We start from the raw sequence: 18,097 nt of genomic DNA, 5'->3' as shown, positions 1-18,097 counted from the left end.
AGTCGCCCACAGGCACTGTGCCGGGGCCGGACGAGGGCCTTGCGGGGACTAGACTTGGACCGCCCGCGTTCTGGCGCCGGGCCGATGAACCGAACCCGAGAGCGAAGGCACCTGTCGCACATGTCTGAGAGCACACCGGAGGGCGGGCCTCAGCAGGCGCCCTCTGCCGCCGCCCAGGCCGAGACCCCGACCGGTCAGGCCGAGACCCCGACCGTCGCGGAGTTCGATCCCACGGATGAGCAGGCCGTCGGCCGCGCCGTGGAGGAGGCCCTGGACGCTGTCCAGGCCGCCGCGGATCTCGATGAGCTCAAGGCGGTGCGCCTGGCCCACGCCGGCGATCGCTCGCCGCTAGCCCTGGCCAACCGGCGCATCGGCTCGCTCGAGAAGTCCCAGAAGGCCGCCGCGGGCAAGCTCATGGGCCAGGCCCGCGGCCGGGTGAACAAGGCGCTGTCAGCGCGCACCGGGGTGCTGGAGGCCGAGCGCGCCGAGCGCATCCTGGTCGAGGAGTCCGTGGACGTCACCGCCGCGAGCAGCCGTCGCCGGCTGGGCGGGCGCCACCCCATCAGCGCCATGATGGAGACCGCGCAGGACATCTTCGTGGGCATGGGCTGGGAGGTCGCCGAGGGCCCCGAGGTCGAGTCCGAGTGGTTCAACTTCGACTCCCTGAACTTCAAGCCGGACCACCCCGCCCGCGAGCTGCAGGACACGTTCTTCGTGGACCCGCCCGAGGCCCACCTGGTCCTGCGCACCCACACCTCCCCGGTCCAGATGCGCACCCTGCTGAGCCGTGAGCTGCCGGTCTACGTTGTGGCCCCGGGGCGGGTCTTCCGCACCGACGAGCTCGATGCGACCCACACGCCCGTGTTCCACCAGGTAGAGGGCCTCGCCGTCGACAAGGGCCTGACCATGGCCGATCTCAAGGGCACGCTCGAGCACTTCGCGCGCCAGATCTTCGGCCCCGATGCCCGGATCCGGCTGCGGCCCAACTACTTCCCGTTCACCGAGCCCTCCGCCGAGATGGACGTGTGGCACCCGCAGGCCCAGGGCGGTCCGCGCTGGATCGAGTGGGGCGGCTGCGGCATGGTCCACCCCAACGTCCTGCGCGCAGCCGGCGTGGACCCCGAGGTCTACTCGGGCTTCGCCTTCGGCATGGGCATCGAGCGCACGCTGATGTTCCGCAACGGGGTCCCCGACATGCACGACATGGTCGAGGGCGATATCCGATTCAGCCAGCACTTCGGAATGGAGGTCTGAGATGCGGGTTCCGCTGTCCTGGCTGCGCGAGTTCGCGCCGCTGCCCGAGGAAGCCACCGCCGAGCAGCTGCTGGAGACCATGGTCTCCGTCGGCTTCGAGGAGGAGGAGGTCCTCCGCCCCGGCGATGAGCTCACCGGGCCCATCGTCGTGGGGCAGGTCCTGTCCCGCGAGCCCGAGGAGCACTCCAACGGCAAGACGGTGAACTGGTGCTCCGTGCGCGTGGTCCCGGAGGGCCAGCAGCAGACCCTGACCGGCGAGGGCATCGAGCCCTCCGGCGTGCAGGGCATCGTCTGCGGCGCGCACAACTTCGAGGTCGGCGACAAGGTCGTCGTGACCCTGCCCGGTGCCGTGCTGCCCGGCGACTTCCGGATCAGCCCGCGCAAGACCTACGGCCACACCTCGGCGGGGATGATCGCCTCGGCGCGCGAGCTGGGCATCGGCGAGGATCACGACGGCATCCTGGTGCTCGGCGATCTCGGCCTGGACCCCGAGCTGGGCACGGATGTGCGCGAGGTGCTGCAGCTCGACGAGTCCGCCGCCGACATCAACGTCACCCCGGACCGCGGCTACGCCCTGTCCATGCGCGGTGTGGCCCGCGAGTACTGCCACGCCGTCGGCGCTGCGTTCGAGGACCCGGCGCTCGCCCTGTCCGAGGCTGCACCCGCGCCGACGGAAGACGCGTTCCCCGTCGTGCTGGCCGACGAGGCGCCGATCCGCGGCGAGCAGGGCTGCACGCGCTTCGCGACCCGCGTGGTGCGCGGCATCGACCCGTCCCGGCCCACTCCGGTGTGGATGTCGACCCGTCTGCGCCTGGCGGGCATGCGCTCGATCAGCCTGCCCGTGGACATCTCGAACTACGTGATGCTCGAGCTCGGCCAGCCGCTGCACTTCTACGACCTGTCTCGGGTCGCCGAGCAGATCACCGTGCGCCGCGCCCGTCAGGGCGAGCAGCTGACCACGCTGGACGGCAAGCAGCGCGCGCTGGATCCCGAGGACCTGCTGATCACCGACGCCACCGGCCCCATCGGGCTGGCCGGGACCATGGGCGGCGAGTTCGCCGAGGTCGGCGATTCCACGACCGACGTGCTGGTCGAGGCTGCGCACTTCGATCCCGTGTCGGTCGCGCGCACCGCGCGCCGCCACCGCCTGTCCTCCGAGGCCTCCCGGCGCTTCGAGCGCGGCGTGGACCCGCAGCTGCAGGCCGCCGCCGCCGAGCGCGCCGTCCAGCTGCTCGTCGAGCTCGCCGGCGGCACCGCCGGACCCGAGGTCGGCGACGTCCGCGTCGAGGAGGCGGAGGCGCCCGTCACCATCCGCCTGGACGCGGGCTATCCCGCCCGGCGCGTGGGCGTGGACTACTCGGCAGAGCGCGTGGAGTCCCTGCTCACCGAGATCGGCTGCACGCTCGAGACGCTGAGCCCGGCCGTCGAGGTCGAGGAGGAGCCCAGCGCCGCCGGGCAGGACGGCTGGCTGGTCACGCCCCCGTCGTGGCGGCCCGATCTGCGCGAGCCCGAGGACCTGGCGGAGGAGATCGCGCGCCTGGACGGCTACGACAAGATCCCGTCGCGGCTTCCCGTCGCGCCTCCGGGACGGGGTCTGAGCGCCGAGCAGGCCGGTCGCCGGCGCGTGCTGAGCGCCCTGGCCGCCGCCGGCCTGACCGAGGTGCTCGCCTACCCGTTCACCACGCCGGCCGACAACCAGCTGTGGGCCTCGCCCGAGCCCGGGACCGAGGTCGACTCGGTGCGCCTGGCCAATCCCATCGCCGAGTCCCGCGGCGTGCTGCGCGCTTCGCTGATCCCCGGCCTGCTGGAGATCCTGCATCGCAACCGCTCGCGCGGGTTCCGCGATCTGCAGCTCTTCGAGTCGGGACTCGTCTTCCGCCCCGGCGCCCAGCTGGGCACCGGATCCATCCCTCCGGTCGGTCAGCGTCCGTCCGAGCAGGTCCTGGCGGATCTGCGAGGCGGGATCCCGGAGCAGCCCCTGCATATCGCAGCCGTCTTCGCCGGCGACGATGCCCCGGCGGCCCCGGGGTCCGACCCGCGAGCGCTGGGCTGGCGGGACGCCCTCGAGATCGCGCGTCTGGTCGGCGACGTCCTGGGCGTGCGCCTGAGCGTGGAGCAGGGCCGCCATCAGGCCTTCCACCCTGGGCGCACGGCGGTGCTGCGCCTTCCCTCCGGGGGCCTCGTGGGCACAGCCGGCGAGCTGCACCCGCAGCTGGTCGCTCAGCAGGGCCTGCCCGAGCGCACGAGCGCCATGGAGCTGGAGCTGTCGGCGATCCTGGCCGCCCGCGACGGCGCGATCGCCGCCGAGCCGTTGAGCGTCCAGACCCCGGCCACGCAGGACGTCGCGCTCGTGGTGGATGCCGCTGTGCCGGCTGCCGAGCTGATGGTCACGATCCGCGAGGGCGCGGGCGAGCTCGTCGAGGACGTCCGCGTCTTCGACGTCTACCAGGGCGAGCACATCGAGACCGGGAAGAAGTCGGTGGCCCTGGCCATGCGGTTCCGGGCGCCCGATCGCACGCTGACGGCCGAAGAGGCCTCCGAGGCTCGCACGGCGGCGGTCGAACTCGCCGCGTCGAGACACGGCGCCGTCCTGCGCGGCTGAGCAGCCCGGGAGACCATCCAGCAACCGATGACCACCCTTCGCCAGGCCCCCGCCTGCGGGGGAGGAGAAGCACATGAGCACTGAGAACACCCCCGGGGCCTCCGCCGGGGAAGCCGAAGGCAGCCGTCGGCTGCAGGAGAACGGCCGTCGCGGCGATGGCGCGTCCACGGCGTTCCGCGACGCCTTCTCCCTGCGCGGGGGCACGGACGGCGACCCCGAAGGAGATCCGCTCGAGGATCTCGGTGCGGGCGAGCGCGAGGAGGCCGTCGAGGCCCGTGCCACCTGGCTGCCCGTGATCGCAGTCGTGCTGGGCATCATCTTGGCGCTGGTGCTGGCGATCGCCTCCTACTCGGCGTTCCAGCGCGCGGGGCAGCTGCAGGGCTGGGCCAATTCGACCTACGCGGTGACCGGCACCTACACCGACATGACGCACGATCTGCACTCGGAGTCCTTCAACCCCAAGTACGCGATCACGCTGCCGGACGACGAGGAGATCTCGGCTCAGCGCTTCGACAACGGCCTGCAGGACCTCTACACCCCGGAGCCTGGGGAGGCCGTCGAGGTCCGCGGCGAGGGCCGCGGCGCCTCCGTGGACGACTTCGACCAGGAGGTCGACGTCCTGCTCGGCGTGCAGGACGGGGAGCTTCAGGTCCTGTCCACCGCGGAGGCAGGCTCGCTCGGCGGCGGCGTCACGGATCAGACCGTGTCCGCCCAGAAGACCCGGGGCGGACTGTTGGCTGCGGCCTCGGTGCTGGTGCTGGGTCTGGGCATCGCCGGCGGGGTCATCCTGCGGCGGCGCAGCCTGCGCTGAATCAGGGTCTGCGCCTTTCGAACATGAAGCTGCGGGGCCGCACCCACGACAGATGTCGGGTGCGGCCCCGCAGTCGCGAGCAGGTCGGCTCAGCGCACGGGCGCACCTGGCCCCAGGGGAAGCCCGAGCATCCACCAGGCGAGGAACAGCAGCGTCCAGGAGAGGGTCATGCACACCGCCAGTGGCAATGTATAGGAGGCCAGGGTCCCGATCCCGGCTGATCGCCGGTACTGCTGCAGGAACCCCAGGGCCAGGACGAAGTAGGGACTCATGGGTGTCACGGCCGTTGAGCCCGAGTCCGCGATTCGGAACAGAGCCTGCGTGGTCTCCGCTGGGACTTCCACGAGCATGAGCATCGGCACGAGCACCGGGGCAGTGATGGACCACATCGCCGAGCCGCTGGTGATCAGGATGTTCACCACGGACAGCAGCCCCAGCACCAGCAGGAAGACGACAGGGATGGGGATGCCGGTGGAGTCGAGCAGAGCAGCGGACTCCACCGCGATCACGTCGCCGATGTATGACCACTCGAAGTAGGCCAAGAACTGTGCGATCGCGAAGAACAGGACCAGGACCGGGGCGATCTGTTTCACGCCCGAGGTCATCATCGCCGGCACGTCTTCCCACGCAGTGATCTCGCCGCTGAGCCAGCCGTAGACCATGCCTGCCAGGGCGAAGAGCATACCAACCAGAACGCCGATCCCATCCAGGAACGGCGAGTCCGTCAAGGACCCGCCCTCGCCGCGCAGCGGGGAGCTGGCAGGCAGAAGCAGAATGGTCGTCACGATCAGCACAGAGATCACTGCCAGGACTGCGATGATCATGGCCTTGGTCTCCCTGCCGCTCAGGCGCAGCGAGGTCTCGTCCACGTCGGCTTCCGGATCCGGATCGAGGTCTGGCCGGCGGGCCAGCACGAGATTGGTCACGAGTGTGATCACAAGTGCTAGAAGCAAGCTCGAGGCGATGTTGAAGAACCAGTTGCTCAGCGGGGAGACGTAGGCCTCCGGGTCGATGATCTGGGCTGCCTCGGTCGTGATCCCTGCGAAGATCACGTCATTCGGAGTCGGGATGGGGCTGGCATCGTAGCCGGAGGCGATCGAGGTGTAGGCGACGACGATGCCCAGGATCGGGGATCGACCGACAGCGCGGAATGCCACGGCCCCCAGCGGGACCAGGATGGCGTAAGCAGCGGCGCTTGCCACGTGGGACATCGTGCCCGTGAAGGCAACTGCGAAGACGACCAGGAAGGCAGGGACCCGGGAGATCGTGACCCGCATCAGGCCGTTCAGGAACCCGGTGCCCTCTGCCACGGCAACACCCATCATGACCACGACGATCGTCGCCATCGGGCCGAATTCGGCGAAGTTGCCGATGGCCGTGGACAGCGCCATGGACAGGCCTTCGACGCTCAGCAGATTGCGAACGACGACCTCTTCGCCGTCGCTGGGGGAGATCACCGAGACGCCCGACGCGGACATGATCGCGCTGATGACAGCCAAGATCGCGGCCAGGATCCAGAACAGCCAGAACGGATGGGGCAGGGCGTTGCCGATTCGCTCGATGACGCCCAGGATGCGCAGCACGCGGGGCAGCTTGTCGCCGTCGCGCTGTCGCTCGGAGAGATTGGCAGTGGTCATGATGGATTCACCTCGGCAGTCGGTAGTGATTCAGGGTGTTCCAGAGCAGGTCGGTGGCTTCGACGCTGTGGGTCGTGGCACCTCCGCCCGAGTAGGCGTCGGCTCCTGGCCAGGTATGGCCGCCTCCCTGCACCCGCACGTGCGTGACTTCTGCTCCGCGGTGGCAGCCTCGGTGCCTGTCGATCTCGATGTCCGCGGCGGGGGAGCTCGTCGTGACGGCGCCGCGGCAGCCATTGCGCTCGGCCCAGGCGGCCGTCCAGCCGGGGATCGACGGGAGTCCTCGGGCCGGATCGCCGTCGTAGGGGATGGTTGCGTCAGCCGTGCCGTGCATCTCGACCACGGGCACCGGACGAGACGGTGAGCACTCCCGATGGCCGGTCGCGTAGAAGGCCCCGGCCACTGGAGCGATGCCCGTGATCCGCTGCGAGCGCTCGCAGGCCAGGATTCCGACGAAGCCCGCGCCGTTGGACTTCCCGGTCGCGTAGACCCGTGAGGTGTCCAGACACAGATCTCCCTCGAGTTGATCGAGCAGGTCGTCTACGAAGGCCAGGTCATCGACTCCTTCAGCCGAATAGGGGGCTCCCTCCCAAGCCTGGCGTGGATCCTCGAGGCTTCCGGGGACGCCGTCGGCGTAGACGACGACGGCCGGCAGGCGGTCCAGTCCCGAGAACTCCTGGGTCTCGGCGGCTGTGCTGCCTCGGCCGTGGAAGACGAGGACCACGGGCCAGGTCTTCTGGGCGCTGTAGCCCTCAGGCAGGTGCTGGATGTAGGTGCGCTCGAGCCCTCCGCTGCGAACAGAGCCCGGCTGGGAGCCCGCGGCAGTCTCCTGCTCGGAGGGGGCCCTCCGGCCCTTCGCGCATCCGGCGGAGGATCCGGGTATGTCGCCCTGAGCGTGGGGCTGCTGGGGTCGGGGGTCCTGGGGGTCGAGCACGTCGATCGAGCCCGTCGCGCTGGCACTGGGAGCCATGGACATGCCGATCAGCAGCACGAGGGCGGCGACGCGTGCGGCGATCCTGGGCGATCCGGACATGAGGGAACTCCTGTTCGCTGATGGGGCTGAGAGGACGAAGCAGACGGCTGCGATGTCGGCGTACGCGGTCGGCGGAAGGCTCTGGAGGGGCCTGTTCGGGCGCATGAGGGTGCACAGGATCGCGGGCGGGGCCGCGACGACGGCCCGTCCTTATGTCCTGCGGATGCTGCTGTGGGTCAGGGGAAAGGGAGCGTGAGGTTCGTCAGAGCTGAGCCCAGCGGCCCAGGAAGTCGCAGATCCTCTCGGTGATGGTCTCGATCAGCTCGGCGCCGACCTGCTCGGTAGCCTGCCGGGGGTCGCCAAGCACGCCGTTGGGCGTCAAGTCGTCCCAGGAGCGGGTCAGGGTGGGATGGGAGACGCTGCGGGCCAGGGCGCTGAGGGGGTCGAGATCCTCGGGACGCGTGGGGCCAGGCTCGAGCAGATCGCGGCGCACCAGGTCGGGTGCCACCTCGAGCATCTGGGCGGTCTCGGCCTCACCGCAGTGCCCGTGCACCGCGCTCACTCCGGCGGAGCGCACGATGTCCGCGGCCACACTGGTCAGCGGGGTCCAGGCGAACTCCAGATCGGGATCGGATGCCAGCAGGTCCTGGGCGATCGTGGTGAGGCTGGCGTTGTTCCCGCCGTGCCCGGTCACGACCAGGATCCGGTGGAAGCCCTGACGGTGCAGACCCACTGCGATCTCGCGGACCAGCGCCGTGAAGGTCCGCGTAGTGAGGCTGACCGTGCCGGGGAACCCGAGATGGTGGGGAGAGACGCCGATCGGCAGCGTGGGGCCCAGCACGGCGTCGTCCGGAAGCCTGCTGACCACACGCTCGGCCACGGCGTCGGCGCGATAGGTATCGGTTCCCAGCGGCATGGCCGGACCATGCTGCTCGAGGGCTCCCACGGGCAGCACGACGATCCGGCCGGCCCGCGCGCTGGCTGTGGCCTCGGCGGAGGTCATCTCCGCCAGGCGGGTGGCTGCGGGGCTCATCGCTGCTCGCCTCCGTCAGCATCCTGGGGATCCGCAGGGGCCGAGGTGGCGATGGCATCGCGAATGCCCTGCAGATGAGCGCGCGTCAGCTCGGCGGCGCGATCGGCGTCGCGCGAGCGCACGGCCTCGAGGATCTCGAGGTGCTCGGCATAGTCGCGCTCGCGATCATCGAAGCGCAGGCGGATCTCCATCTGCTCGCCCATGCGCTGCGACAACAGCGCTTCGATGGTTTGCTCGAGCAGCGGATTGCCCGTGCAGGCAGCCAGCTGGGTATGGAAGTGCAGGGCGGGGCGGGCCCTTCGCGGCGGATCCACGAGAGCATTGGAGGCCGACTGGGTCAGCAGGCTCAGACCCTCGCGGGTGCGGTGCTCGGCAGCGCGGGCGGCGATGGGCGGCTCGAGCGATAGTCGGGCATCGGCCAGCTCGAGGATGCTGCGCAGGGTGATCGGCGGCTGGTGGGGGTTGCTCATGACCGAGCGGGTCAGGCCATCGGCGACGTAGACGCCGCTGCCGTGGCGCATCTCGACCACGCGGGCGGCCTCCAGGCGCCGGAGAGCCTCCCGGATCGTCGGTGTGGTGACCTCGAAGCGCTCGGCGAGGGATCGGGAGGGCTCAAGGGAGTCGCCGGGCTGCAACTGCGAGGCATGGATGTGCTCGACGATCGACTGCGCCAGGCGCTCGGAGAGGGATGTGGTGTGCGGCATGAAAGTGACTAAATCACTTTCCGTCAGGTGAGGCAAGTCACCTTCCGCATTGACGATCCGTAGCGGAACGTCGCAGCCGCAGATGACAGCGGCAGGGGCCGCAGTGATCGGAAATCGCCACGGCCCCCGTCGTCTGCGAAGGCGACTCAGAAGCTCAGCAGAAGCTTCCCCTGGGTCCTGCGGGATTCGAGGTCGCGGTGCGCCTGAGCGGCGTCGTCGAGGGAGTAGGTGCCGCCCACGCGGATCTTCAGGCCGTCCTCGATGGCCTCGAACATCTCGCGCGCCCGCCACTGCCGCTCCTCCTCGGTGTGCATGTAGGCGTTGAGCGACGGGCGGGTCACGTACAGCGAGCCCATGGCGTTGAGGCGCTGCAGGTCGAACGGGGGGACCTGCCCGGACGACCCGCCGAAGAGAACGACCATGCCGCGCAGGTGCACGGCGGCCAGGGACTCGTCGAAGGTCGTCTTGCCCACCGAGTCGTAGACCACGTCGGCGCCGCGGCCGCCGGTGATCTCCTCGACGGCATCGGCGAAGCCCTCGTAGGGCAGGACATGATCGGCGCCCAGCGATCGGGCGGTGTCGGCCTTCTCCTGGCTCGAGGTCAGCCCGATCACGGTGGCGCCCTGGCGCTTCATGAGCTGGATGGCCACGCCGCCCACGCCGCCGGCGGCGGCGGTGATCACGGCGGTGGTCTCCGGGCCGACCGGGAAGGTCGAGCGGGTCAGATAGTGGGCCGTGAAGCCCTGCAGCGGCAGCGCGCCCGCGGCATCGTCGGAGACGGACTCGGGCACCACCACCACGCGATCGGCATCCACCACGAACTTCTCGGCGTAGGTGGCCCGGCCCTGCGAGGTCGTGATCCGCTGCCCGACCTGCAGGGAGTCGACGCCCTCGCCCAGGGCGATGACTTCGCCGCTTCCCTCGGTGCCCGGGGTGAAGGGCAGCTCGACGTCGTAGACGCCCTCGCGCTGGTAGGTCTCGATGAAGTTGACCCCGGTGCGGCGGGTGCGCACCAGGACCTCTCCGGGTCCCGGGACCGGATCCTCGACCTCGCTGACGGTGAGGACCTCCGGGCCCCCGTGCTGCGTGAGGGTGATGGCGCGCATGCTGGTCTCCTTCTCTCGGGGCGGACGGAAGCCGCCGGTCGGTGCGTTCCTGACCACCGAGCCTAGTCTTCGCCGCCGCGCCGAGTGCATAAATATCGACATACCTGCATAATCTTGCGTAGGATGTCCGCATGACCTTCACCGCAGCAGTCTCAGGAGCCAGCGGCTACGCCGGGGGAGAGGTGCTTCGTCTGCTGATGCAGCATCCCCAGGTGGAGATCGGCGCCGTCGCGGCGCACTCCAGCGCCGGTCAGCGGCTGGGCTCGCTGCAGCCGCACCTGCACGGGCTCGCCGATCGGATCATCACGGACTCGAGCCTCGAGCAGCTGGCCGGGCACGACATCGTCGTGCTCGCCCTGCCGCACGGCGCCTCGGCCGAGATCGCGGCCCAGCTTCCCGAGTCGACCATCGTGATCGACGCCGCGGCCGATCACCGGCTCGAATCCGCCGAGGCATGGGAGCAGTTCTACGGCAGCGCGCACGCCGGGACCTGGCCGTACGGCCTGCCCGAGATGATCGTGGCCCCGGACGGCACCCGGCAGCGCACCCGACTGGCGAAGGCGAGCCGCATCGCGATCCCCGGGTGCTATCCCACCGGCTCCCAGCTGGCCCTGGCGCCGCTGGCCGCGGCCGGGCAGATCGAGCTGCAGGACATCGTGATCGTGGCGGCCTCCGGCACCTCGGGGGCGGGGCGATCGCTGAAGCCGCACCTGCTGGCCGCGGAAGTCATGGGCGGCATGTCCCCCTACGGCGTGGGCGGCGTGCACCGGCACACCCCGGAGATCGAGCAGGGTCTGGGCTGGGCCTCGGGCCGCAGCGACGTCGCGGTCTCGTTCACCCCCACCCTGGCGCCTATGCCCCGCGGCATCCTCACGACCGCCACGGCCCGGATCGCCGAGGGCGCCGGTGCGCAGTCCGTGCGCGAGGCACTGGAGGAGGCCTATCGCAACGAGCCCTTCATCCATCTGCTGCCCGAGGGGCAGTGGCCCACCACCCAGGCCGTCCTGGGCTCGAACCACGTCCAGATCCAGGCGGCCGTCGATGCCCGCGTGGGGCGCGTGATCGTCAGCTGCGCGCTGGACAACCTCGTCAAGGGCACGGCCGGCGGAGCCGTGCAGTCCATGAACATCGCCCTGGGCCTGCCCGAGCAGACCGGGCTGACCCAGCAGGGAGTCGCACCGTGAGCACCGTCCACCCCTCCCAGGACCCGGCGGCCGGGCTGAGCGTCGACACCTCCCGCGGCGTCACCGCAGCCGCTGGATTCCGCGCCGGCGGCGTGACCGCCGGATTCAAGGCCTCCGGCGGCGACGACCTGGCCGTCGTGATCAACGACGGCCCCAGCGCGGCCGCCGCCGCCGTGTTCACGTCGAACCGCGTGGCCGCGGCCCCCGTCCACTGGTCGCGCCAGGTCGTCGCCGACGGCGCCGTCCGCGCGGTGATCCTCAACTCCGGCGGAGCCAATGCCTGCACGGGCCCGCAGGGCTTCCAGGCCTCGCACGAAACGGCCGAGCTGGTCGCCGAGGGCCTTCAGATCGGCGCCGGCGACGTGGTCGTGTGCTCCACCGGACTGATCGGCGTGCAGCTGCCCATGGGCGTGATGCGCGCCGGCATCCCCGAGGTCCTGGCCGATGCCGCAGCGGATGAGGCGGCCGGGTTGCGCGCGGCCCGGGCGATCATGACCACCGACACCGTGCCCAAGCAGGCCGCGCACACGAGCCCCGAGGGCTGGAGCGTGGGCGGGATGGCCAAGGGCGCGGGCATGCTCGCCCCGGGACTGGCCACCATGCTCGTGGTGCTCACCACCGACGCCGAGGTCCGCCCGGAGGTCCTGCAGCGCAGCCTGCGCGAGGCCTGCGCCGTGACCTTCGACCGTGCCGACTCCGACGGCTGCATGTCCACCAACGACACCGTGACCCTGCTGGCCTCGGGGGCCTCCGGCATCAGCCCCGACGAGCTCGAGCTCACCCGTGCGCTGAGCGCCGCGTGCCACAGCCTGGCCCAGCAGCTGATCACCGATGCCGAGGGCGCCGCCCACGACATCGCGATCACCACCATGGGCGCCGCCTCCGTGGTCCAGGCCGAGACGGTCTCGCGCACGGTGGCCCGCTCGAACCTGTTCAAGACCGCGATCTTCGGCAACGACCCCAACTGGGGCCGGGTCCTGTCGGCCGTGGGCACGACCGATGCCGAGTTCGATCCGGACGAGCTCGACGTCTCCATCAATGGCGTCATGGTCTGCCGCGGCGGGATGATCGGCGACCCCCGGGAGGGTGTGGACCTGGCGTCGTCGCGAAAGGTCGAGGTCGTTGTCGACCTGAAGGCCGGGGCGCACGAGGCCACGATCTGGACCAACGACCTGACCCACGACTACGTCGAGGAGAACTCGGCGTACTCGTCCTGAAGCCGCCCGAGCCGAACCCCTCCCAGGAGACACCCGATGACCGCACCGAACGACCGCATCACCGCCGCGCGCGCCAAGGCCGGCGTGCTCATGGAGGCGCTGCCGTGGATCAGCCGCTTCTCCGGGGCGGTCATGGTGTTCAAGTACGGCGGCAACGCCATGGTCTCGGAGCCGCTGCGCCAGGCGTTCGCCGCCGACATGGTCTTCCTGCGCGAGGTGGGGATCTGCCCCGTCGTCGTGCACGGCGGGGGGCCGCAGATCAATCGCATGCTCGAGCGGCTGGGGATCGAGTCCGAGTTCCGCGGGGGTCTGCGCGTCACCACGGCCGAGGCGATCGACGCCATCCGCATGGTCCTCACCGGCCAGGTCCAGCGCGAGCTCGTCTCCCTGCTCAATGCCACCGGCCCGTACGCCGTGGGGGTCTCGGGGGAGGACGCCTCCCTGCTCAACGCGGTGCGCCGCGGGACGGTCGTCGACGGCCAGGAGGTGGACCTGGGGCACGTGGGCGAGATCGTCTCCGTGAACCCCGAGCCGCTGCGCGAGCTGATCCAGGCCGGGCGCATCCCGGTGATCTCCTCGATCTCCCCGGAGGTCGACGCCCACGGCCGCTTCACCGGCGAGGTGCTCAACATCAACGCCGACACCGCAGCCGCCGCGGTCGCCGTGGCGCTGGGCGCGGAGAAGCTCGTGGCGCTGACCGATATCGAGGGCCTGTACTCGGACTGGCCGGATCGCAGCTCGCTGATCTCGTCGCTGACCGACTCCGAGCTGCGCGAGCTGCTGCCCAGCCTGCAGTCCGGGATGATCCCCAAGATGGAGGCGGCGCTCACCGCTGTGGAGGGCGGGGTCCCGCGGGCCACGATCGTCGACGGGCGCGAGGCGCACTCGGTGCTGCTCGAGATCTTCACGGACGAGGGGATCGGCACCGAGGTCCGCCCCGACGGCACCGCGCCGGCAGCCGAGCGGCCTCTGCGCCGGCATCCGGAACCGGTCGGCGTTGCCACCGCGGAGATCGATCGCGTCGTCCTGCGATCCGGTGCGGGGAAGCACCCGACCGGCGAGGAGGCCGCGCAGGGCTCCTCCGGCGCAGGACGCAGCGCGCAGACCGTCGGCGCGGCGGAGACCGCCCCGACCGAGACCACCACGACGGAGGACCCCGAATGAGCCGCACGCACTCTGCCCAGGACGCCTCCGCGGAGGCCCTGCTCGAGCAGTACTCCCAGCACCTGATGAACGTCTTCGGCCCGCCCCAGGCCGTGCTCGCCCGCGGTGAGGGTGCTGTCGTGTGGGACGCCGACGGCAACCGCCTGCTGGATCTGCTGGGCGGGATCGCCGTGAACGCGCTGGGCCACGCCCACCCCGCCTGGGTGCGCGCCCTCTCGGAGCAGGCGGCCGCCCTGGGCCACATCTCCAACTTCTTCACCTCGCCGCAGCAGATCGAGCTGGCCAAGAAGCTGCTCGAGCTGACCGGGGCGCCGGAGGGCTCGCGGGTCTTCTTCGCGAACTCCGGCTCGGAGGCCAATGAGGCCGCCTTCAAGCTGGCCCGCCGCCAGGGCCACGAGGTCCCCGGCCCGGACGGTCCCCGCACGCGGATCCTGGCCCTGGAGGATTCCTTCCACGGACGCACGGCCGGCTCGCTGGCCATGACCGCCAAGAAGGCCTACCGGGAGCCGTTCGAGCCGCTGCCGACCGGCGTGGAGTTCCTCGCCCCCACGCTCGAGGCGCTGGAGGCCGCCGTCGACAACACCGTCAGCGCCCTGATAGTGGAGCCCGTGCGCGGCGAGGCCGGCGTGCGACCGCTGCCCGAGGGATGGCTGCGCCGGGCTCGGCAGCTCACCCGCGAGCACGGGGCGCTGCTGATCGTCGACGAGGTCCAGACGGGCGTCGGGCGCACGGGGCAGTGGTTCGCCAGCTCGGCGGAGCTCTCGGGTGCCGATGCCCCGGATGCCATGACGCTGGCCAAGGGGCTGGGCGGAGGCTTCCCGATCGGGGCCATGATCACCTTCGGCGAGCACGCCTCCGGTCTGCTCGGCCCTGGCCAGCACGGTACGACCTTCGGCGGCAACCCGCTGGCCACCGCGGTCGGTCTGGCCACGCTCACGACGATCGAGGACGAGCAGATCCTGCAGAACGTCCGTTCGGTGGGTCAGCATCTGGCCGACGGACTGCGCGCGATCGACGGCGTCGCCGAGGTCCGCGCCCACGGGCTGCTGATCGGCATCGACCTCGAGCCGATCGATCGTTCGGCATCGCAGACCGCCGCTCTGGCCCCGGCCGTCGTGGCGGCGGCCCGCCGCGCGGGATTCATCGTCAATGCCCCGGGGCCGCTCACGCTGCGCCTGGCCCCGCCGCTGATCCTCAGCGCAGAGCAGGCCGACGAGCTGCTCGGGGCGCTGCCCTCCATCCTCGACGCGGCCCGCGAGGCCGTGCTCAGCGCTCCGGGCGCCTGAGCCTTCCGCCTCCGCCCGTCGGCCCCACCTTCCTTCCGAGAGGACGCCTCATGCCACGCCACTTCCTTCGCGACACGGATCTGAGCCCCGCCGAGCAGGCGGAGGTCCTGGACCTGGCCCTCGAGCTCAAGGCCGACCGGTGGCGCCATCGCGCGCTGGCGGGGCCGCAGACCGCGACCGTCATCTTCGACAAGACCTCCACCCGCACGCGCTACTCGTTCGCCACGGGCATCGCGGATCTCGGGGGATCGCCCCTGGTCGTGAATCCGGGGGAGGCGCAGCTGGGGGTCAAGGAGTCGGTCTCAGACACCGCCCGGGTCATCTCCCGGATGGTGGGGCTGATCGTGTGGCGGACGTACGACCAGGCCGGTCTCGAGGAGATGGCGCAGCACTCCCACGTCCCGGTGATCAACGCGCTGTCGGACGAGTACCACCCGTGCCAGATCCTGGCCGACCTGCTCACGATCCGCGAGCACTTCGGCGAGCTGGCCGGGCGCAGCTTCGCGTACCTGGGCGATGCCGCGAACAACATGGCCAACTCGTACCTGCTGGGGATGGCCACCGCCGGCATGCACGTGCGCGTCGCGGGCCCTGCCGGCTACCTGCCCGAGGAGTCGATCGTGGCCCGGGCGCGCGAGCTCGCCGAGCTCACGGGCGGCTCGATGCTCGTGACCGAGGATCCCGCCCACGCGCTCGCCGAGGCCGATGTGGTCTGCACCGACACCTGGGTCTCCATGGGCCAGGAGGACCAGAAGGACGCGCGCGCCGAGGTCTTCCGCCCGTACTCGATCGATACCGCGGCCATGGACCAGGCCGCCCCCGAGGCCGTGTTCATGCACTGCCTGCCGGCCTACCGCGGCAGCGAGGTCTCGGCCGAGGTCATCGACGGCCCGCGCTCGCTGGTCTTCCAGGAGGCCGAGAATCGGCTGCACGCCCAGAAGGCGCTGATGGTCTGGCTGCTGGCAGCCTCGGGGCAGTACAGCCTCGAGACGGGCGAGATCACCCTGCCGGAGCTGGGCTGATGAGCATCCCGGCCACCAAGATCGCCCGCCAGGCGCGCATCGTCGCCCTGGTCAGCTCGGGCTCCGTGCACTCGCAGGCCGAGCTCGCCGAGCTGCTGGCCCGCGACGACCTGCAGGTCACGCAGGCCACGCTCTCGCGCGATCTCGTCGAGGTCGGGGCGGTGCGCGTGCGGGACTCGTCGGGCTCGCTGGTCTACGCCGTGCCGCCGGCCTCCGGCGAGGTCGCGGGACCGGACGGCTCCGCCGGACCCGACGCCCGCCTTGCCGGTGTGTGCCGCGAGCTGCTGGTCACCGCCGAGTCCTCCGGCAACCTCGTCATGCTCAAGACCCCGCCGGGGGCCGCGCAGTACTTCGCCTCGATCATCGATCAGGCCGCTGTCCAGCTCGTCCTGGGTACCATCGCCGGGGACGATTCGATCATGGTCGTCAGCCGCGACCCCTCCGGGGGCGCCGAGCTGGCGGAGTTCTTCCTGCGGCTGGCGGGAGGCGACTGACGCGCGCGAGCGCCCGGATCCGGATCGGACCTGCACCTCCTTTCGCACGGAGCCGGGCCGTCGGGCCCGCTCCTGCGTCCGGTGACGGACGCACCGAGCCAGAAGGCCCCCATACGTGACGAACCTCGCGACACTGCTCACCGACTCCGCCCGCCGAGCCCCCGAGTCCCCGGCCCTGCGCCTGGGGGAGCTGAGCCTCAGCTACGGGCAGCTCGACGCGCTGTCCGCGGCGTTCGCCCAGCGGCTGCACGAGGCAGGTGTGGGCGTGGGGGATCGTGTCGCCCTCGTGGCGCCCAACGCGCCGCAGATGCCGGTCGCGTACTACGCCATCCTGCGCCTGGGCGCCGTCGTCGTCCCGCTCAGCCCGCTGCTCAGCGCTCGCGAGCTGACCGCTCTGTTCCGCACGGCCGAGCTCAGCGCGGTCGTCGTCCACGACGCGGTGAGCGCACCTGCCGAGCAGGCCTGCGCCGAGCTCGAGCCGTCGGTCCCCCTGCTCCTGCTGGATCAGCAGACCCTCGCCGCGCCGTCGAGAGACCTCGAGGTCCGGGAGCCGGTCGAGCGCGCCGCCGACGACCTCGCGGTGCTGCTGTTCACCTCCGGGACTACCGGCGAGCCCAAGGGCACCGCCCTGACGCACGACAACGTCACCTCGAACGCGTGGATGACCACCCGCATGTTCAGCTACGTGCCCGAGGACGTGATCCTGGGGGCGCTGCCGTTCTTCCACGTCTTCGGCCAGACGGTGTGCCTGAACGCCCCGGTGGCGGTCGGGGCCTGCATCAGCCTGGTCCCGTCGTTCCAGCCGCGCGCTGTGCTGCAGCAGCTGGGCGAGCACGGGGTGACCCGCGTGATCGGCGTGCCGTCCATGCACATGGCGCTGTGCCAGGTCCAGGCCCGACAGCCGCTCGAGCTGCCGAGCCTGGATTCGGCGCTCTCCGGCGGAGCGGCCCTGCCGGTCGAGGTCCTGCGCCGGTTCGAGCAGCTGTTCGGGATCACTCTCTACGAGGGCTACGGGCTCTCCGAGACCTCGCCCGTCGTCGCGTTCAACCAGCCCGTCGACCAGCGCGTCCCCGGCTCGATCGGCACCCCCGTGGAGGAGGCCCGCGTGGCGATCCTCGACGACGACGGCCGTGAGCTGCCGCGCGGCGAGATCGGGGAGCTGGCGGTGGCCGGTCGCTATGTCATGGCCGGGTACTGGAAGCAGCCCGAGCTCACCGCGGCGGCCTTCGCCGGCGAGTACTTCCGCACCGGGGACATGGCGCGTCAGGACGAGGACGACCGACTCTGGATCGTCGATCGCAAGAAGGACACGATCCTGCGCAACGGCTACAACGTGTACCCGCGCGAGATCGAGGAGCTGATCTACGAGCACCCCGGGGTCGAGGAGGCCGCGGTCGTCGGTCGCGGCGGGGCGACCACCGACCAGCAGGTCGTGGCCTGCCTGGTGCTGCGCGACGGGGCGCAGGAGGCCGAGGTGATCGAGCAGCTGCGCGCCACCATGCGCGAGTCGCTGGCCAGCTACAAGCGCCCGCAGGCCTACAAGGTCGTCGACGCGCTGCCCAAGGGCTCGACCGGCAAGATCCTCAAGCGGGAGATCGACCCGAGCTGATCAG

The 18,097-nt window shown here is 71.0% G+C and carries 14 protein-coding genes and 1 pseudogene; 10 read left to right on the top strand and 5 right to left on the bottom strand.

The genetic code is table 11. The annotated features are described in order from the left end of the window. Positions 1–120 precede the first annotated feature (120 nt). The 3 genes from pheS to OVA15_RS05885 all read left to right on the top strand — a co-directional run bounded on the left by pheS (position 121) and on the right by OVA15_RS05885 (position 4,667). Positions 121–1,254: a phenylalanine--tRNA ligase subunit alpha gene (pheS, locus tag OVA15_RS05895; protein WP_058872308.1), complete on the top strand. Its 1,134-nt coding sequence runs from the start codon at positions 121–123 to the stop codon at positions 1,252–1,254. Between the two features lies 1 nt (position 1,255). Beyond that, complete coding sequence (gene pheT, locus OVA15_RS05890; RefSeq protein ID WP_268143726.1) at positions 1,256–3,856, top strand: phenylalanine--tRNA ligase subunit beta; 2,601 nt, start codon at positions 1,256–1,258, stop codon at positions 3,854–3,856. A 73-nt stretch (positions 3,857–3,929) separates the two neighbouring features. Continuing rightward, on the top strand, positions 3,930–4,667 hold the full coding sequence (locus OVA15_RS05885) for a hypothetical protein (RefSeq protein WP_268143725.1): 738 nt from the start codon (positions 3,930–3,932) through the stop codon (positions 4,665–4,667). A gap of 89 nt (positions 4,668–4,756) precedes the next feature. Here the strand turns inward: OVA15_RS05885 and OVA15_RS05880 are convergent, their stop codons facing one another. From OVA15_RS05880 to OVA15_RS05860, 5 genes are all read right to left on the bottom strand, one after another. Further along, positions 4,757–6,304: an AbgT family transporter gene (locus tag OVA15_RS05880; RefSeq protein ID WP_268143723.1), complete on the bottom strand. Its 1,548-nt coding sequence runs from the start codon at positions 6,302–6,304 to the stop codon at positions 4,757–4,759. Positions 6,305–6,311: 7 nt separating this feature from the next. Next, complete coding sequence (locus OVA15_RS05875) at positions 6,312–7,334, bottom strand: alpha/beta hydrolase family esterase (protein WP_259870355.1); 1,023 nt, start codon at positions 7,332–7,334, stop codon at positions 6,312–6,314. Positions 7,335–7,536: 202 nt separating this feature from the next. Beyond that, positions 7,537–8,307, bottom strand: coding sequence for a creatininase family protein (locus OVA15_RS05870; protein ID WP_268143720.1), 771 nt, complete (start codon positions 8,305–8,307; stop codon positions 7,537–7,539). Continuing rightward, on the bottom strand, positions 8,304–9,011 hold the full coding sequence (locus tag OVA15_RS05865) for a FadR/GntR family transcriptional regulator (RefSeq protein ID WP_251714727.1): 708 nt from the start codon (positions 9,009–9,011) through the stop codon (positions 8,304–8,306). The genes OVA15_RS05870 and OVA15_RS05865 overlap by 4 nt, the downstream gene beginning before the upstream one ends. 146 nt (positions 9,012–9,157) lie before the next feature. Next, on the bottom strand, positions 9,158–10,117 hold the full coding sequence (locus OVA15_RS05860) for a quinone oxidoreductase family protein (protein WP_024290188.1): 960 nt from the start codon (positions 10,115–10,117) through the stop codon (positions 9,158–9,160). A gap of 131 nt (positions 10,118–10,248) precedes the next feature. Between OVA15_RS05860 and argC the strand changes: the two genes are divergently transcribed. The 7 genes and pseudogenes from argC (at position 10,249) to OVA15_RS05825 (ending at position 18,093) form a co-directional block, all read left to right on the top strand. Beyond that, positions 10,249–11,301 carry an N-acetyl-gamma-glutamyl-phosphate reductase gene (argC, locus tag OVA15_RS05855; protein ID WP_053447591.1) on the top strand — a complete coding sequence of 351 codons (1,053 nt, stop codon included), beginning with the start codon at positions 10,249–10,251 and terminating at the stop codon, positions 11,299–11,301. After that, entirely contained in the window at positions 11,298–12,518 is a 1,221-nt protein-coding gene (argJ, locus tag OVA15_RS05850) for a bifunctional glutamate N-acetyltransferase/amino-acid acetyltransferase ArgJ (RefSeq protein WP_268143716.1), read from the top strand. Before argC ends, argJ begins: the two co-directional genes overlap by 4 nt. A 36-nt stretch (positions 12,519–12,554) precedes the next feature. Further along, positions 12,555–13,460, top strand: a pseudogene (argB, locus tag OVA15_RS05845) (acetylglutamate kinase); the annotation flags it as partial. 218 nt (positions 13,461–13,678) lie between these two features. Then, a complete protein-coding gene (locus OVA15_RS05840; protein ID WP_006214537.1) occupies positions 13,679–14,968 on the top strand; it encodes an acetylornithine transaminase in 1,290 nt (429 codons plus the stop codon). Positions 14,969–15,018: 50 nt separating this feature from the next. Then, positions 15,019–15,990 carry an ornithine carbamoyltransferase gene (gene argF / locus OVA15_RS05835; protein ID WP_006214538.1) on the top strand — a complete coding sequence of 324 codons (972 nt, stop codon included), beginning with the start codon at positions 15,019–15,021 and terminating at the stop codon, positions 15,988–15,990. Beyond that, on the top strand, positions 15,990–16,484 hold the full coding sequence (locus OVA15_RS05830; protein WP_006214539.1) for an arginine repressor: 495 nt from the start codon (positions 15,990–15,992) through the stop codon (positions 16,482–16,484). The genes argF and OVA15_RS05830 overlap by 1 nt, the downstream gene beginning before the upstream one ends. A 115-nt stretch (positions 16,485–16,599) precedes the next feature. Beyond that, positions 16,600–18,093: a long-chain-fatty-acid--CoA ligase gene (locus OVA15_RS05825; RefSeq protein WP_268143713.1), complete on the top strand. Its 1,494-nt coding sequence runs from the start codon at positions 16,600–16,602 to the stop codon at positions 18,091–18,093. The last annotated feature ends 4 nt before the right edge of the window (positions 18,094–18,097 follow it).

Source organism: Kocuria sp. SL71, assembly GCF_026672465.1.
Lineage (GTDB): Bacteria > Actinomycetota > Actinomycetes > Actinomycetales > Micrococcaceae > Kocuria > Kocuria palustris.
Note: the sequence above shows the minus strand (reverse complement) of the source record. Positions and strands in the feature narration are given on the sequence as shown.

Excerpts from the sequence above, each read along its gene's own strand:
- pheT (WP_268143726.1), top strand. The coding sequence starts at position 1,256 with ATGCGGGTTCCGCTGTCCTGGCTGCGCGAGTTCGCGCCGCTGCCCGAG.
- OVA15_RS05880 (WP_268143723.1), bottom strand. The coding sequence starts at position 6,304 with ATGACCACTGCCAATCTCTCCGAGCGACAGCGCGACGGCGACAAGCTG.
- OVA15_RS05885 (WP_268143725.1), top strand. The coding sequence starts at position 3,930 with ATGAGCACTGAGAACACCCCCGGGGCCTCCGCCGGGGAAGCCGAAGGC.
- argF (WP_006214538.1), top strand. The coding sequence starts at position 15,019 with ATGCCACGCCACTTCCTTCGCGACACGGATCTGAGCCCCGCCGAGCAG.
- OVA15_RS05870 (WP_268143720.1), bottom strand. The coding sequence starts at position 8,307 with ATGAGCCCCGCAGCCACCCGCCTGGCGGAGATGACCTCCGCCGAGGCC.
- OVA15_RS05865 (WP_251714727.1), bottom strand. The coding sequence starts at position 9,011 with ATGCCGCACACCACATCCCTCTCCGAGCGCCTGGCGCAGTCGATCGTC.
- OVA15_RS05860 (WP_024290188.1), bottom strand. The coding sequence starts at position 10,117 with ATGCGCGCCATCACCCTCACGCAGCACGGGGGCCCGGAGGTCCTCACC.
- OVA15_RS05830 (WP_006214539.1), top strand. The coding sequence starts at position 15,990 with ATGAGCATCCCGGCCACCAAGATCGCCCGCCAGGCGCGCATCGTCGCC.
- argC (WP_053447591.1), top strand. The coding sequence starts at position 10,249 with ATGACCTTCACCGCAGCAGTCTCAGGAGCCAGCGGCTACGCCGGGGGA.
- pheS (WP_058872308.1), top strand. The coding sequence starts at position 121 with ATGTCTGAGAGCACACCGGAGGGCGGGCCTCAGCAGGCGCCCTCTGCC.
- OVA15_RS05840 (WP_006214537.1), top strand. The coding sequence starts at position 13,679 with ATGAGCCGCACGCACTCTGCCCAGGACGCCTCCGCGGAGGCCCTGCTC.
- OVA15_RS05875 (WP_259870355.1), bottom strand. The coding sequence starts at position 7,334 with ATGTCCGGATCGCCCAGGATCGCCGCACGCGTCGCCGCCCTCGTGCTG.